At 73.9% G+C, this 14,296-nt stretch carries 11 protein-coding genes and 1 pseudogene; 8 read left to right on the top strand and 4 right to left on the bottom strand.

Annotated elements, in window-relative coordinates:
* Positions 1–188 precede the first annotated feature (188 nt).
* Positions 189–1,196 carry a DNA-3-methyladenine glycosylase 2 family protein gene (locus AB0E14_RS15540; protein WP_362416896.1) on the top strand — a complete coding sequence of 336 codons (1,008 nt, stop codon included), beginning with the start codon at positions 189–191 and terminating at the stop codon, positions 1,194–1,196.
* Between the two features lie 129 nt (positions 1,197–1,325).
* Here the strand turns inward: AB0E14_RS15540 and AB0E14_RS15535 are convergent, their stop codons facing one another.
* The 3 genes from AB0E14_RS15535 to AB0E14_RS15525 all read right to left on the bottom strand — a co-directional run bounded on the left by AB0E14_RS15535 (position 1,326) and on the right by AB0E14_RS15525 (position 4,284).
* Complete coding sequence (locus AB0E14_RS15535; protein WP_362417152.1) at positions 1,326–2,639, bottom strand: coenzyme F420-0:L-glutamate ligase; 1,314 nt, start codon at positions 2,637–2,639, stop codon at positions 1,326–1,328.
* Positions 2,640–2,752: 113 nt separating this feature from the next.
* Entirely contained in the window at positions 2,753–3,709 is a 957-nt protein-coding gene (gene cofD, locus AB0E14_RS15530) for a 2-phospho-L-lactate transferase (protein ID WP_362416893.1), read from the bottom strand.
* Positions 3,710–3,774: 65 nt separating this feature from the next.
* Positions 3,775–4,284, bottom strand: a complete 510-nt coding sequence (locus AB0E14_RS15525; RefSeq protein ID WP_362416890.1) for a cysteine dioxygenase family protein — start codon at positions 4,282–4,284, stop codon at positions 3,775–3,777.
* A 664-nt stretch (positions 4,285–4,948) separates the two neighbouring features.
* Here AB0E14_RS15525 and AB0E14_RS15520 point away from each other — a divergent pair.
* The 3 genes from AB0E14_RS15520 to AB0E14_RS15510 all read left to right on the top strand — a co-directional run bounded on the left by AB0E14_RS15520 (position 4,949) and on the right by AB0E14_RS15510 (position 10,684).
* Positions 4,949–5,212, top strand: coding sequence for a WhiB family transcriptional regulator (locus AB0E14_RS15520; RefSeq protein WP_015033978.1), 264 nt, complete (start codon positions 4,949–4,951; stop codon positions 5,210–5,212).
* A 241-nt stretch (positions 5,213–5,453) separates the two neighbouring features.
* A complete protein-coding gene (locus AB0E14_RS15515) occupies positions 5,454–9,158 on the top strand; it encodes a glycosyltransferase (protein ID WP_362416887.1) in 3,705 nt (1,234 codons plus the stop codon).
* Complete coding sequence (locus AB0E14_RS15510) at positions 9,155–10,684, top strand: DUF5719 family protein (RefSeq protein ID WP_362416884.1); 1,530 nt, start codon at positions 9,155–9,157, stop codon at positions 10,682–10,684. The genes AB0E14_RS15515 and AB0E14_RS15510 overlap by 4 nt, the downstream gene beginning before the upstream one ends.
* Before the next feature lie 29 nt (positions 10,685–10,713).
* Here the strand turns inward: AB0E14_RS15510 and AB0E14_RS15505 are convergent, their stop codons facing one another.
* Complete coding sequence (locus tag AB0E14_RS15505) at positions 10,714–11,157, bottom strand: metallopeptidase family protein (RefSeq protein WP_362417149.1); 444 nt, start codon at positions 11,155–11,157, stop codon at positions 10,714–10,716.
* A 401-nt stretch (positions 11,158–11,558) separates the two neighbouring features.
* Here AB0E14_RS15505 and AB0E14_RS15500 point away from each other — a divergent pair, with 401 nt between their 5' ends.
* The 4 genes and pseudogenes from AB0E14_RS15500 to AB0E14_RS15485 form a co-directional block, all read left to right on the top strand.
* Entirely contained in the window at positions 11,559–11,990 is a 432-nt protein-coding gene (locus tag AB0E14_RS15500) for a DUF3499 domain-containing protein (protein WP_362416881.1), read from the top strand.
* Between the two features lie 177 nt (positions 11,991–12,167).
* Positions 12,168–13,535: a phosphomannomutase/phosphoglucomutase gene (locus AB0E14_RS15495; protein WP_362416878.1), complete on the top strand. Its 1,368-nt coding sequence runs from the start codon at positions 12,168–12,170 to the stop codon at positions 13,533–13,535.
* 118 nt (positions 13,536–13,653) lie between these two features.
* Positions 13,654–13,836 carry a Trm112 family protein gene (locus tag AB0E14_RS15490; protein ID WP_362416875.1) on the top strand — a complete coding sequence of 61 codons (183 nt, stop codon included), beginning with the start codon at positions 13,654–13,656 and terminating at the stop codon, positions 13,834–13,836.
* A gap of 193 nt (positions 13,837–14,029) precedes the next feature.
* Positions 14,030–14,296: pseudogene (locus AB0E14_RS15485) on the top strand (hypothetical protein); the annotation flags it as partial.

Genomic DNA, 14,296 nt, shown 5'->3' with positions numbered 1-14,296 from the left:
CGGCCCGGTGCGCCGCCCGAGGCCGGACCCACCGGCCGTCGGCCGCCGGCCGCGGGCAGCCGCCCACGGGAAGACCCGCACCTCTTTCATCCCCGTTGTACGGGTGCTGCGGGTGGGAACGGCAAGCCCGGCCGGAGGCCGGGCGCAGCACCCGCGGGGCGGCAGCCCGCCCGGCTACGCTCATAGACATGGCCGGCCGCTTCACACCCCGTACCCCCACGACCCGCACCACCGTGCGCGGCGGCCACATCCCCGTACCCGCCACCAGGACGCCCGCCCCCGCGACCGGGGTGACCCGCCACTGGACCCCCGCCGCCCCCACGGACCTGGGCCTCACCCTCGGCCCCCTCCGCAGGGGCAGCGGCGACCCCACCCTCCGGACCACCCCCGACGGCTCCGTGTGGCGAGCCGCCCGCACCCCGGAAGGCCCGGGCACTCTCCGCGTCGCCCTCCGGCACGGCACGGCCGAGGCCGAGGCCTGGGGCCCCGGCGCGCAGTGGCTCCTCGACCGGCTCCCCCAACTCCTCGGCGCCGACGACGACCCCGCAGCCTTCGTCCCCCGCCACCGGCTCCTCGCCGCCGCGCACCGCAGCCGCCCGGGCCTCCGCCTCACCCGCACCGGCCTGGTGATGGAGTCGCTGATCCCGTCGATCCTGGAGCAGAAGGTCACCACGACCGAGGCGTACCGCGCCTGGCGCCTGCTCGTCCGCAAGTTCGGCGAACCGGCTCCGGGCCCTGGGGCACAGCACCGCCTCCACGTGATGCCCGACCCCCGCACGTGGGCCCTGATCCCGTCCTGGGAATGGCACCGCGCCGGCGTGGACGACAAGCGCGCCGCCACCGTCCTCCGCGCGGTCAAGGTCGCCCGCCGTCTGGAGGAGGCCGCGGACATGGCACCCGAACGGGCCCAGCAGCGCCTGGAGTTGATCCCCGGAATCGGCCCCTGGACCTCCGCCGAGACGATCCAGCGCAGCAACGGCGCCCCGGACGCGGTGACCGTGGGCGACTACCACCTGCCCGGCATCGTCGGCTACGCCCTCGCGGGCGACCGCACCACCGACGACGCGGCCATGCTCGAACTGCTCGCTCCGTACGCGGGCCAACGCCACCGCGCGGCCCGCCTCATCCTCCTCAGCGGCCGGACCCCACCGCGCAGGGCCCCACGCATGACCCCGGGCGACATCGCGTCCCTCTGAGCCGCCTCGATGCCCTGAGCCGCCACGACGCCCCGAGGCGTCACGACGGCCCGAGGCGTCACGACGGCCCGAGGCGTCACGACGGCCCGAGGCGTCACGACGCGTCGAGCCGCCACGAACCCCGAGGCGTCACCGCACCTCGATGAACCGCCCCGCCTGCCGTGCCGGCCGCTCCTTCGGCGGCGCCGCCGCGTGACCGACCGCGACAGCGCCCATCGGGTCCCAGTCCTCAGGGAGCCCGAGGACCTCCCGCACGACATCGCGGCAGAACATCGTCGAGGACACCCACGCCGACCCCAGCCGCTCGCCCGCGAGCGCCACCAGGAAGTTCTGGACGCCCGCGCCCGCCGCGACCACGAACATCTCGCGCTCGGCGGCGTCCCTGCGCGCATCGCCGTAGTGGTGCGAGCCGTCCATGACCAGGCACGGCACCACCAGGTACGGCGCGTTCCGCAACACGTCCCCACGGCGCACGCGCTTGGCGACGGACTCCTCCGACTTGCCGTCCCGCCGCAGGTCCGCGATCCACGCCTCCCGCATCGCGTCGAGCAGCCGCACCCGCGAGGTCTCCGACTCCAGGAGCACGAACCGCCACGGCGTCGTGTGGTGCGGCGCGGGGGCCGTGACGGCGGCGGCCACCGCACGCCGTACGGCGCCGGGGTCCACGGGCTCGTCGGTGAACTCCCGGACGGTACGCCGCAGGGTCACCGCCTCCCGGACCGCCTCCGAGGTCCCGAGCCGGAACATGTCGTCGGCGGCGCCGCGCACCAGCGCCCTGGCACCCTGCTCGACGGAACCGTCCACGACATGCGGCAGCCCGCGCACGACGGCGACCGGCAGCCCGCTCGCCTTGCCCTTCACGAGGTCACCGGCGGCGGCCAGCTCGTCCGCCGTCGCGACGACCGTGGCGCTGAGCGGGTTGCCGTACGCGTCCGTGCCGCCGCGCAGGTCGTCGAGGACGCGCACTCCGGCGGCGCCGATGGCCACGTCGGTCAGTCCGCTGCGCCAGGGCCGCCCGAAGGTGTCCGTGACGACGACCCCGACGTCCACGCCGAGCGCGTCCCGCAGCCCTTCGCGGATCGCACGGGCCGAGGCGTCCGGGTCGACGGGCAGCAACAGCACCGTACCGGCGGGGGTGTTGGAGGCGTCGACCCCGGCGGCGGCCATCACGAGGCCCTGCCGGTTCTCGACGATCCGCAGGGTGCCGCGCCGCGCCACGACCCGTACGGTCTCGGCGTCGATCGCCTCCTCGCGGTCGTCGGCGGCGATCACCCGACCCTCGGCCTTGCTCACGATCTTGGAGGTCACGAGCAGGACGTCCCCGTCCTCGAGACCGGGGGAGACGGAGGCGATCAGCTTGGCGAGGTCGTCCCCGCTCCGCACCTCGGGCAGCCCGGCGACCGCCCACACCCGATACCCGAGCGCCGACCGGCCCCCACCCAACCCGTCCAGCTCGTCCGAACCGTCCAGCCCGCTCAACCCGTCCGAGCCGTTCAGCCCACCCAACCCGTCAAGCCCGTCTCCCGAGCCGTCCGGCGTGCCGTCCACAGGCCCGCTCACGCCCGGACCTCCTCCGCCAGCGCCAGCGCCTCGCGCGCCATCGCCGCCGTCGCGTCCAGGTCCGTCATCATCAGCGGCACCGCCCGGCAGCGGATCCCGGCGGACTCGACCTCCGCCACCGCGCCCGCGTCGACCGTGTCGACCAGCCAGCCGTCGAGCAGGCCCGAGCCGTAGTGCCGCGCCACCGCCGAGGCCGTGGACTCCACGCCCACCGCCGCGAGCACCTTGTCCGCCATGCCCCGCACCGGCGCGTCTCCGACGATGGGGGAGAGGCCGACCACCGGCACGTCCGCCTCCGCGATCGCCTCCCGGATGCCGGGCACGGACAGGATGGTGCCGACGGACACGACCGGGTTGGACGGCGGGAACAGGATGACGTCGGCCTCCGCGATGGCCTCCAGGACGCCCGGCGCCGGCTTCGAGGCCTCCGCGCCCACCGCGACCACGGCCTGGGCGTCCACGGACGCCCGCAGCCGCACCCAGTACTCCTGGAAGTGCACCGCACGCGCCTCGCCGTCGACCTCGATGGCGACGTGCGTCTCGACGCGGTCGTCGGACATCGGCAGCAGCCGCACGCCCGGCTGCCAGCGCGCGCAGAGCGCCTCGGTGACCGCGCTGAGCGGATAGCCCGCGCCCAGCATCTGCGTACGGACGATGTGCGTCGCGAAGTCGCGGTCGCCGAGGCCGAACCACTCCGGCCCCACCCCGTACGCCGCGAGCTCCTCCTTCACGGTGAAGGACTCGTCCTCCCGGCCCCAGCCCTGCTGCTCGTTGATGCCACCGCCGAGGGTGTACATCACCGTGTCGAGGTCGGGGCAGACCTTGAGACCGAAGAGATGGATGTCGTCACCGGTGTTGCCGACGACCGTGATCTCCGCGTCGGGCGCGGCCTGCTTGAGGCCGCGAAGGAAGCGGGCACCACCGATGCCACCGGCCAGAACCACAATGCGCATGCGGACAGTCTGTCAGGCGCAGCCTGCTCCTCTGAGGGGCGGTGGTCGGGCGACGGGCGGGCTTGTCAGGCCGGTACGACACCGTGGGTGGTCGGGGCGCACTGAGCCCTGAGGGACTCGTGCATGGGCATCGACGTCAGGCCCGGGTAGTAGACGTGCAGGCTGACCGCCGGTTCGAGGGAGTCGTTGACGACCTCGTGGACGTACCCCGGCGCGAAGACCCGGGTCGCGCCCCCGTCGAGCTTCCGCACGCCCCGCTCCGTACGCTCCGTCAGTTCGCCCTGGAGGACGGTCAGGACGCCGGACGAGGCGCCGTGGTCGTGCAGCCCGCTGCCCTGGCCGGGCACCCAGGAGAGCAGCCAGACCTCGTAGCCGGGGCCGGTGCGCAGCCGGTGGTACCAGCGGGTGGTGGCGTCGTACTCGACGTGCGGGGCCCATTGCGCGCGGTCGGCGGCGATGGAGCGGGCGAGGCCGACGAACTCGGCCACGGTGGCGGGGTGCTCGCGGGCGGGCTGCAGGAGGTGCGGGACCTCGAGGATGTCGCCGGCGATCTGAAGGTCGCTGTCGCTGTTCATGGGTGCGGTGGTTCCTCGGCAGTAACAGAAGTCGTGCAGGGGGGTCACGCAGGAGACGTGCAAGGGGTCACGCGGGGCAACGCGGGAACCCGGAGGAAGCGCTGGAGCTCGGAGGCGTCAACAGCTGGAACAGCAACAGCAACAGCGCGCCTGGACAGCGCTGCGGTACCCACGGGCGTGGGTCGCGGAGGGCGCTGAGGTCGCTGGCATGGCATCAAAGGTGCCGGGCGGTCCACCCGACTGTCAACTCAATGCCCGTTTTGGGTGGAATGTTTCACCTCATCCGGTTACATCGTCTGGAGAAAGGTTTGTTCAGGCGCCGACCGGGAGACATGGCGCAATATCCGTGCCCGCAAACGCGGCCGGGGTCTTGTGATCAGACTGTGATCCGGATCGCTTCCGTGGCTGGATCGCAACAAGATCCACGCCCTGGACGTCTCTCTCAGGGAGAGGGGGCGGTGCGGCCAGGCCGGTGGCATGTGTCAGGTTTTTGGTGATTTGAACACTTTCCGCATAGCCTTGGTTCCGCAGAGTGAATACCGGGCCCAATAGCAGATTCCGGCTTGACTCGCACAGAGCACAAACTTGTAATTTCACTCGTGTCGTTCGGCCGGAATCGGTGACGGCAACATCACGGGGACGCGAAGACAGACGAGGGGCGCACATGACCGAGTTGTTCCAGGAACTGCTGGTCGAGGACGCGGACGAGGAACTCGGCTGGCAGGAGCGCGCGCTGTGCGCCCAGACCGATCCCGAGTCCTTCTTCCCCGAGAAGGGCGGCTCGACCCGCGAGGCCAAGAAGGTCTGCCTCGCCTGTGAGGTCCGCTCCGAATGCCTGGAGTACGCCCTGCAGAACGACGAACGGTTCGGGATCTGGGGCGGTCTGTCCGAAAGGGAACGTCGCCGCCTGAAGAAGGCCGCCGTCTGACCCGACGGCTCCGGCGCCACCGGCCCACCGGCGCGACCCACCGGTTCCGGCCACCCCCACCGGCCGACGGCGCGACCCACCCACCGAACCGCACACACCCGTACACATCGAACGGTCCGCCCCCTGTGCTCTGTCCACAGGGGGCGGACCCTTTTCCTGCCAGCCGTTAGTGTGGGGCCCCGTCCGAGACGCACCCACGCCCCCCGCGGGCGACCCCCCCGGCCGGAGGGCCCGTACCTCGATGTCCTCAACTCCTGAGTTCCCACGACACGTCGTCACCGCCGTGCTCGTCGCACACGACGGCTCCCGCTGGCTGCCGGACGCCCTCGCCGGGCTGCTCGCGCAGGAACGCCCCGTGCAGAACGTCATCGCCGCCGACACCGGCAGCGCCGACGACTCCGCGCGGCTGCTCGCCGAAGCGATCGGCGACGACCGCGTGCTGCACCTGGCCCGCCGTACGGGATTCGGCGCCGCCGTCGAGGAGGCCGCCCGCACCGCGCCCGTGCTCGGCCCCGAGGAACTCACGTATCTGAAGCGCCCCAGCGGCTGGGACCCGGTCAGCCGGACCTGGAGCGACGAGGCCGTCTACGACCTGCCCGAACTCCCGCACGGCGAGCCCGTGCAGTGGCTCTGGCTGCTCCACGACGACTGCGCCCCCGAGCCCGACGCCCTCGCCGAACTGCTGCGCGTCGCCGACGCGGACGCGTACGCCGCCGTCGTCGGCCCCAAGCTCCGCGGCTGGTACGACCGCAGGCAGCTGCTCGAAGCCGGTGTCTCCATCGCCCGCAGCGGCCGCCGCTGGACCGGCCTCGACCGCCGCGAGCAGGACCAGGGCCAGCACGACCAGGTCCGCTCCGTCCTCTCCGTCTCCAGCGCCGGCATGCTCATCCGCCGTGACGTCTTCGAGGAGCTCGGCGGCTTCGACCGACGGCTGCCCCTCATGCGCGACGACGTCGACCTGTGCTGGCGCGCCCACGCCGCGGGACACAGCGTCCTCGTCGCCCCCGACGCCGTCCTGCGGCACGCCGAGGCCTCCGCCCGCGAGCGCCGCACCGTCGACTGCGCCGGCCGCTCCGTCGCCAACCCGCACCGCGTCGACAAGGCCGGCGCCGTCTACACCCTGCTCGTCAACAGCCGCGGCGCCACCCTGCCGTACGTCCTGCTCCGGCTGATCGTCGGCACGCTCCTGCGCACCCTCGCCTACCTCGTCGGCAAGGTCCCCGGCCAGGCCGTCGACGAGGTCATGGGCCTCTTCGCCACCCTGCTGCGCCCCGAGAAGATCCTCGCCGCGCGCAGGCGACGCAAGAACCAAGTTCCCGCGGATGGGGTATCCCCAGCGCAGCGAGGGGAGGAACTCCGCCCGCTCTTCCCGCCGCCCGGCGCCACCATCCGCGCCGCCGCCGAGCAGGTCGTCGCGAACTTCGGCGGCTCCGACGCCGATTCCGGCGGCTCGCGCCACGGCGCCGTCGAATCGGGACCCGGCGGCGACGACGCCGACTTCCTCGAAGTCGAGCAGTTCGCCCGGCTGAAGAAGATCGCCCGCAAGCCCGGGCCCGTCCTCTTCGCCCTCCTCCTCGTCCTCTCCGTCGTCGCCTGCCGCGGCCTGTTCGGCGGCGGCTCCCTCGCCGGCGGCACGCTGCTGCCCGCACCCGACATGGTCTCCGAGCTCTGGGGCCGGTACGCCGACAGCTGCCACGCCCTCGGCACCGGCGGCACCCAGAGCGCGCCGCCCTACCTCGCGGTGCTCGCCGGACTCTCCGTGTTCTTCCTCGGCTCCACCTCGTTCGCGCTCACCGTGCTGCTCGTCTGCTCGGTCCCGCTGGCCGGCTTCACCGCCTACTTCGCGGCCCGCCCGCTCGTCGAGTCCGCCCTGCTGCGCGCCTGGGGCGCCATCGCGTACGCCTTCCTGCCCGCCGCCACCGGCGCGCTCGCCGCCGGCCGCCTCGGCACCGCGATCCTCGCGATCCTGCTCCCGCTGATCGCCCGCGCCGCCGTCGCCGCCTTCGGCCTCACCGCCACCGGCGGCGCCCGCGGCAGCTGGCGCGCCACCTGGGCGTACACCTTCCTCCTGACCTTCACGATGGCGTTCACGCCGATCGTCTGGCCGATCGCCGTCGTCCTCGGCATCGCCGTGCTCGTCCTGCGCCGCGACGACATCGCCGCCTACGGTCTGCGCTTCCTCGCCACGGTCGGCACCCCGATCCTCGTGCTCGCCCCCTGGTCGCTCTCCCTCCTGACCGGCCCGAGCGCCTTCCTGCGCGAGGCGGGGCTCGACATCCGTACGGGCACGGCCTCCGCCCTCGACCTGCTCGCCATCAGCCCCGGCGGCCCCGGCACCACCGGCGGCCTCCTCCTCGTCGGCATCGTCCTCGCCGCCCTGGCCGGGCTGCTCCGCGAGGAGCGCCGCTCCGCCGTCCTCGCCGCCTGGACCGCCGCCCTCGTCGGCCTCCTCTTCGCCGCGCTCTCCAACGGCGCCGGGGGCACCGGCTGGGCCGGCCCCGCCACCCTCGTCTACGGCACGGCGCTGCTCGCCGCCGGCATGGTCGGCGCCGAGTACGGCCGGACCCGCGTCGCCGCGCACGGCTTCGGCTGGCGTCAGCCGGTCGCCGCGCTCATCGCGCTGGCCGCCGCGCTCGGCCCGGTCGTGGCCGCCGTCGGCTGGATGATCGGCGGCGCCGACGGCCCGCTGACCCGCCGCGACCCCGTGCAGGTCCCGGCGTTCGTCGCCGAGGAGAGCGACACCCGCGACCAGCCCCGCACCCTCGTGCTCGGCGGCAGCTCGCCCGGTGAGGTCGCGTACACCCTGGTCCGCGGCTCCGGCGGCCGCCTCGGCGACGCCGAACTGGCCGCGGCGGGCGGCGACGACACCCGCCTCGACAAGGTCGTCGCGCACCTGGTGGCGGGCTCCGGTGCCGACCAGACCGAGGAACTCAGCGGGTTCGCGATCCGCTACGTCCTCGTCCGCGACGGGGCCCCGCGCGAGATGAGCCGTGTCCTCGACGCCACCCCCGGCCTCAGCAGGCTCAGCCAGCTCGACGGCAGCGCCCTCTGGCGCGTGGACCGCGAGGTCGCCCGCGCGATGATCGTCCCCGCGCCGAAGAGCGGCTCGTCCGGCGCCACCGCAGCCCCCGACTCCGCCGATGCAACCGGCGCCACCGACGCCGCGACCAAGCCGGTCGCCGTCGCCGCCGGGCCCGTCGAGGCGCACACCGACATCCCGGCCGGCCCGGCGGGCCGGATCCTGCGCATCGCCGACCGCGCCGACGAGGGCTGGACCGCCACCCTCGACGGCAAGAGGCTGGAGAAGACCACCGTCGACGGCTGGGCCCAGGGCTTCCAGCTGCCCGCCGACGGCGGCCGGCTCGACCTCACGTACGACCAGCCGCTCACCCACACCCTGTGGATCTGGACCCAGGTCGGCCTCGCCGTCGTCCTGCTCGTGCTCGCCCTGCCCGGGCGGCGCCGCGAGATCGACGACGACCTGCCCGACGAGGAGGTCGTCATCCCCGCCCAGGCGATGGAGGGCGACGGCCGCCGCGCCCGCCGCCTCCGCGCCGCTGCGGAAGCGGAAGCCGCCCAGGACCAGGACCAGGCGGAATCGGCGTACGAAGCGCAGACCGAGCCCGAGGCGCAGCCCGAGCCGGTTCCCGTGCCCCAGGAGCAGCCGTACGCGGCCGGCGACTGGCAGCAGCAGGAGCAGTACGGGCAGCAGGGCTACTACACCCAGCCCCAGCAGTACGCCGACTACGGCGCCGACCCGTACCAGCAGCAGCAGTACGACCCGTACGCCCAGCAGGGCTACGACCAGCAGCAGCAACAGCAGCAGCAGTCGTACGAGCAGTACGAGCAGTACGGGCAGCAGGGCTACGACCAGCAGCAGCCCTACGACCCGTACGCGTACGGCTACGAGACCGAGCAGCGTCCCGACGGGAGCAGCAACCAGTGAAGCGCCCCACCCTCTCCCTGATCGCGGTCGCCACCGCCCTCGCCGCCGTCACCGGCTTCGCCGCCCTGACCGCGCCCGACGGCTCCGCCGCCCCCGAGGCCAAGGCGCCGACCACGCTGCCCGTGGAGCGTTCCAGCCTGCTGTGCCCGGCGCCCAGCAACTCCGAGGTGGCCGAGACGGACTACGTCTCGTACACCCCGGCGACCACCAAGGCGGCGGGCACCCCGGCCACCGGCTCCGCCGCGCCCACGGCCAAGGCCGAACTGAAGGCCGCCGCGTCGGCAGCCACCCCCGGCGGCACCACGGCGAAGAAGCCCGGCGCCGCCAAGGCCCCCGCCACCGTCACCGAGCCCGGCAAGCCCGTCGCCGCCGAGGCGAACGGGCCCACCGCCCCCGCCCTGACGGGTTCGGCCACGGGCGGCCTCGCCCCCGGCTGGACCGTCCAGCAGACCACCGTCGTCACGGCCGGCGGCGCACGCGGCATGCTCGGCGTCGCCTGCACCGCGCCCGACACGGACTTCTGGTTCCCGGCCGCCTCCACGGCCAAGGAACGCCAGGACTACGTCCACCTCACCAACCCCGACGACACCGCCGCCGTCGCCGACATCGAGCTGTACGGCCCCGAGGGCCCGCTCAAGTCGCAGCTGAGCGAAGGCATCCCCGTCCCGGCCCACTCCAGCGTCCCCGTCCTGCTCTCCACGCTCACCGGCGAGGCCCCCACGGCCGACGTGACCGTGCACGTCACGACCCGCAGCGGCCGCGTCGGCGCCGTCATCGGCGCCGCCGACGACAAGCTCGGCAGCGACTGGCTCCCGGCCTCCGCCGACCCGGCCGGCACCGCCGTCCTGCCCGGCATCCCGGCCGACGCGACCTCGGTGCGGCTCGTCGCGTACGCACCCGGCGAGGACGACGCCGAGCTGAAGATCCAGCTCGTCGGCGAGACCGGCACGATCGTCCCGGCGAGCGCGCAGGCCCTGCACGTGAAGTCGGGGATGACCGCCTCCGTCGACCTCCCGGACCTCACCCGCGGCGAGACCGGCTCCCTGCTGCTCACCCCGTCCGACCCGAAGAAGTCGTCGCCGTTCGTGGCGGCGCTGCGCGTCACGCGGGGCAAGGGCGACAAGCAGGAGGTCGCGTTCATCCCGGCGACCGCCGCGATCGGCGCCCGCGCCACCGTCGCCGACAACCGCGCGGCGGGCTCGACGCTCTCGCTGACCGCGCCCGGCGAGGCGGCCCAGGTCAAGGTCACCGCCTCGGCCGGTACGGGCGGCGGCTCACCGGTCTCCAAGACCGTCACGGTCAAGGCGGGCACGACGACGAAGGTCACCGAGCTCGTCCCGGCCGGCCTCAAGGGCTCCTACGCCCTGACCGTCGAGCCCGTCTCGGGCGGCCCGGTCCACGCGTCCCGCCTGCTGACGGTCCCGACGGACGGGATCCCGATGTTCACGGTCCAGTCCCTGGTGGACGACCGGGGCACCGTTCGGGTCCCCACGGCGCGGCAGGACCTCTCGGTCCTGGACGACTGATTCCTGGGGCCGCCGTACCGAAAGCGTCCTCAGTCCTGCCCGTACCGGGGGTCGACGGACTCGGGGGAGAGCCCGAGCAGCTCGGCGACCTGCTCGACCACGACCTCGTGGACGAGCAGCGCCCGTTCGTCGCGGCTCTTGGAGCGGATCTCGACGGGCCGCCGGTAGACGATCACCCGGGCCGGCTCGTCCTTCGCCGCCGGGGCCGAGCCACCCAGCGGAACGGCCTCGCCGGGCACCGACGGCGGCACGTCGAGGACCAGGAACTCGACGTCCGAGAGCTGCGGCCAGCGCCGCTCAAGGCGCTCCACCGAGTCCAGGACGAGATCGCGGAAGGTGTCGGCCCGGCTCGCGGACAACGGCACCTGCGGCGGGGCGACCGGCCCCCGCATCCCGCGGCCATGACGGTCACGACGGCGCGTCCGGGGCTCCACCGGCGCCGGACGCGCCTCGGCGGGGCCGGACTCGCCCACGCGGGAGTCGCCCGCGAGGGGGTCGCCCGAGCGGGACTCGTTCACCGGTGAGTCGCCCGCGCGGGCCTCGGCCGGGCGGGACGAGGGGCGCGGCGGCACAGGACTGTCCATCACTGACGCAGCGTAACTCTCCTCGGTGTCCCACGACCGTGGCGCACACGTGCCACCTCGGCGTCGCCGCCACCAGGGGTGTCGATACTTGAACATTCCAGCCAAGCGCGGGCTCGATTCCGTAGGTTCCCGCGATCGGCCATCTGGCCGTCGTTGACCGGATTCCTGTCGGACGTTGTCCGGATCGACCGCCGTCCCCACCCCCGTTCCCCTCCTTACGCGCAGGTCAGGACGGCCACCCCGAGAGGGCCCGTGTTCGAGGTCACACCGCGACACGGTGGAGTGACCTGGTGGAGAGTCGTCGCGGCCCGCTCAAGAGTGCGGTACCGTCCAACGTCGTGAGCCCTGTACGTCGCTGTTCGCGCACCGCGTGCGGCCGCCCTGCCGTCGCGACACTGACGTACGTCTATGCCGACTCGACTGCGGTCCTCGGCCCGCTCGCCACCTACGCCGAGCCCCACTGCTACGACCTGTGCGCCGAGCACAGCGAGCGCCTCACCGCGCCGCGCGGCTGGGAGGTCGTCCGGCTCGCCGATCCCTCCGCGCCCGCCCGCCCCAGCGGCGACGACCTCGAAGCCCTCGCCAACGCGGTACGGGAGGCGGCCCGCCCCCAGGAACGCGCGGCGGAGGCCGGCGGCAAGGGCGGCGGCGGTCGCGGTGGTGACCCCGTGGAGGTCGGCCGCCGAGGCCACCTGCGCGTCCTGCGCTCCCCGGACAACTGATTCCGGCTCCCGGCCACTGTTCCGGCTCCCCAGCCACTGTTTTGGCTCCCGAGCCGCTGATTCCGGCCCTCGCCACACAGGCGCTCTGCCGTCCCGCGCACGGCCCCCGGTAGGTTGGGCCTCCGCACACGCGCCGCACACGCGTGCCGACGAAGGCGTATTCAGGAGGGTTGTTCCGTGGCTGCTGATCTGTCGCAGATCGTGAAGGCGTACGACGTCCGCGGGGTGGTGCCCGATCAGTGGGACGAGAGGCTCGCGGAGCTGTTCGGCGCCGCGTTCGTCCAGGTGACGGCCGCGGACGCGATCGTGATCGGCCACGACATGCGGCCCTCCTCGCCGGGCCTGTCGGGCGCCTTCGCCCGTGGCGCGGCCCGGCTCGGCGCCGACGTCACCCTGATCGGGCTCTGCTCGACGGACCAGCTCTACTTCGCCTCCGGCAGCCTGAAACTGCCGGGCGCCATGTTCACGGCCTCCCACAACCCGGCCCAGTACAACGGCATCAAGATGTGCCGCGCGGGCGCCGCCCCGGTCGGCCAGGACACCGGCCTCTCCGAGATCCGCGCCCTCGTCGAGCGCTGGTCCGACGAAGGCGCCCCCGAGGCCGCGCCCACGGCCGGCACGATCACCGAGCGGGACACGCTCAAGGAGTACGCCGCCCACCTGACCGGGCTGGTCGACCTCACCGCGATCCGCCCCCTGAAGGTCGTCGTCGACGCCGGCAACGGCATGGGCGGCCACACCGTCCCCACCGTCTTCGAGGGCCTCCCGCTGACCCTCGTACCGATGTACTTCGAGCTCGACGGCACGTTCCCCAACCACGAGGCCAACCCGCTCGACCCGGCCAACATCGTCGACCTCCAGGCCCGCGTCCGCGCCGAGGGCGCCGACCTCGGCCTGGCCTTCGACGGCGACGCCGACCGCTGCTTCGTCGTCGACGAGCGGGGCGAGGCGGTCTCCCCGTCCGCGATCACGGCTCTCGTCGCCGCCCGCGAGCTCGCGAAGGCGCCCGGCGGCACGGTCATCCACAACCTGATCACCTCCTGGTCGGTCCCCGAGGTCGTCCGCGAGAACGGCGGCGAGCCGGTCCGTACCCGTGTCGGCCACTCCTTCATCAAGGAGGAGATGGCGAAGACGGGCGCGATCTTCGGCGGCGAGCACTCCGCGCACTACTACTTCAAGGACTTCTGGAACGCCGACACCGGCATGCTCGCGGCGCTGCACGTCCTGGCCGCCCTCGGTGGCCAGGACGGCCCGCTGTCCGAGCTGGTCTCCTCGTACGACCGCTACGCGGGCTCCGGCGAGATCAACTCCACGGTCGCCGACCAGGCGGCCAGCGCGGCAGCCGTCAGGGCCGCCTACGCCGACCGGGACGGCGTCACGCTCGACGAGCTGGACGGCCTGACGGTGGCGGCGGCCGACTGGTGGTTCAACCTCCGCCCCTCGAACACCGAGCCCCTTCTCCGCCTGAACGTGGAGGCCCGCGACGAGGCCACCATGGCGACGGTCCGCGACGAGGTCCTGGCCCTGGTCCGCGCGACGTCCTGAACCGGGGCCCCGCCGGGGGACGGCGACGGCGGCGGAGCCGCGCGCCGCGTCCCCCGGCGGTAGGCTGACCTGGCCCGAAGGGCAGCACCACCATTCGTCTGTTCGAAGGGGAAGACCCATGCCGCTCGAAGCCGGCCTCCTGGAGATCCTGGCCTGCCCGGCGTGCCACGCGCCGCTGAACGACCGCACGGCGGCCGAGACCCCCGAACTGATCTGCACCAGCCCCGACTGCGGCCTCGCGTACCCGGTCCGCGACGCCATCCCGGTCCTCCTGGTCGACGAGGCCCGCCGCCCGCAGTAGCGGGTCCTACGGACGGATCGCCGCCGACGGCGAGCCACCACCCACGGGAAGACCCGCACTTCTGTCTTCTCAGTTGTACGGGTGGTGCGGGACGGAAGACGAAGCCCGGCCGAAGGCCGGGCGCACCCCCGGCCCGCACGGCCGCACCCGCACGAGCCCGCACCCGCCCCGCCGTAACCGGAGGCACCGCCCCATGCTCGACGAGACCCTCCTCGACGCCCCGGCCGCCCTCGCCCTCGCCGACCGCCGCAGCCTGCTGCGCGGCGCCGCCGAGGCCGGCGCACGGGTGCGGACCGCGGCCCGGCACGCCACCGAAGCCGGCATCGCCGAGCTCAGCCCCGAGGGCCGCCCGCGCGCCGTCCTCGTCGCGGGCCCCGGCACCGCCGCCGCCGGCGTCGCCGACCTGAGCGGCTTCCAGGACCCCGTCGTACCGCGGGAGATGACCCTCGACGAGATCCGC

It is taken from the genome of Streptomyces sp. NPDC047981 (genome assembly GCF_040653315.1).
Taxonomy (GTDB): Bacteria; Actinomycetota; Actinomycetes; order Streptomycetales; family Streptomycetaceae; genus Streptomyces.
Note: the sequence above shows the minus strand (reverse complement) of the source record. Positions and strands in the feature narration are given on the sequence as shown.

Coding starts and splice junctions, on each gene's coding strand:
- AB0E14_RS15515 (WP_362416887.1), top strand. CDS start 5,454: ATGTCCTCAACTCCTGAGTTCCCACGACACGTCGTCACCGCCGTGCTC.
- cofD (WP_362416893.1), bottom strand. CDS start 3,709: ATGCGCATTGTGGTTCTGGCCGGTGGCATCGGTGGTGCCCGCTTCCTT.
- AB0E14_RS15540 (WP_362416896.1), top strand. CDS start 189: ATGGCCGGCCGCTTCACACCCCGTACCCCCACGACCCGCACCACCGTG.
- AB0E14_RS15490 (WP_362416875.1), top strand. CDS start 13,654: ATGCCGCTCGAAGCCGGCCTCCTGGAGATCCTGGCCTGCCCGGCGTGC.
- AB0E14_RS15520 (WP_015033978.1), top strand. CDS start 4,949: ATGACCGAGTTGTTCCAGGAACTGCTGGTCGAGGACGCGGACGAGGAA.
- AB0E14_RS15525 (WP_362416890.1), bottom strand. CDS start 4,284: ATGAACAGCGACAGCGACCTTCAGATCGCCGGCGACATCCTCGAGGTC.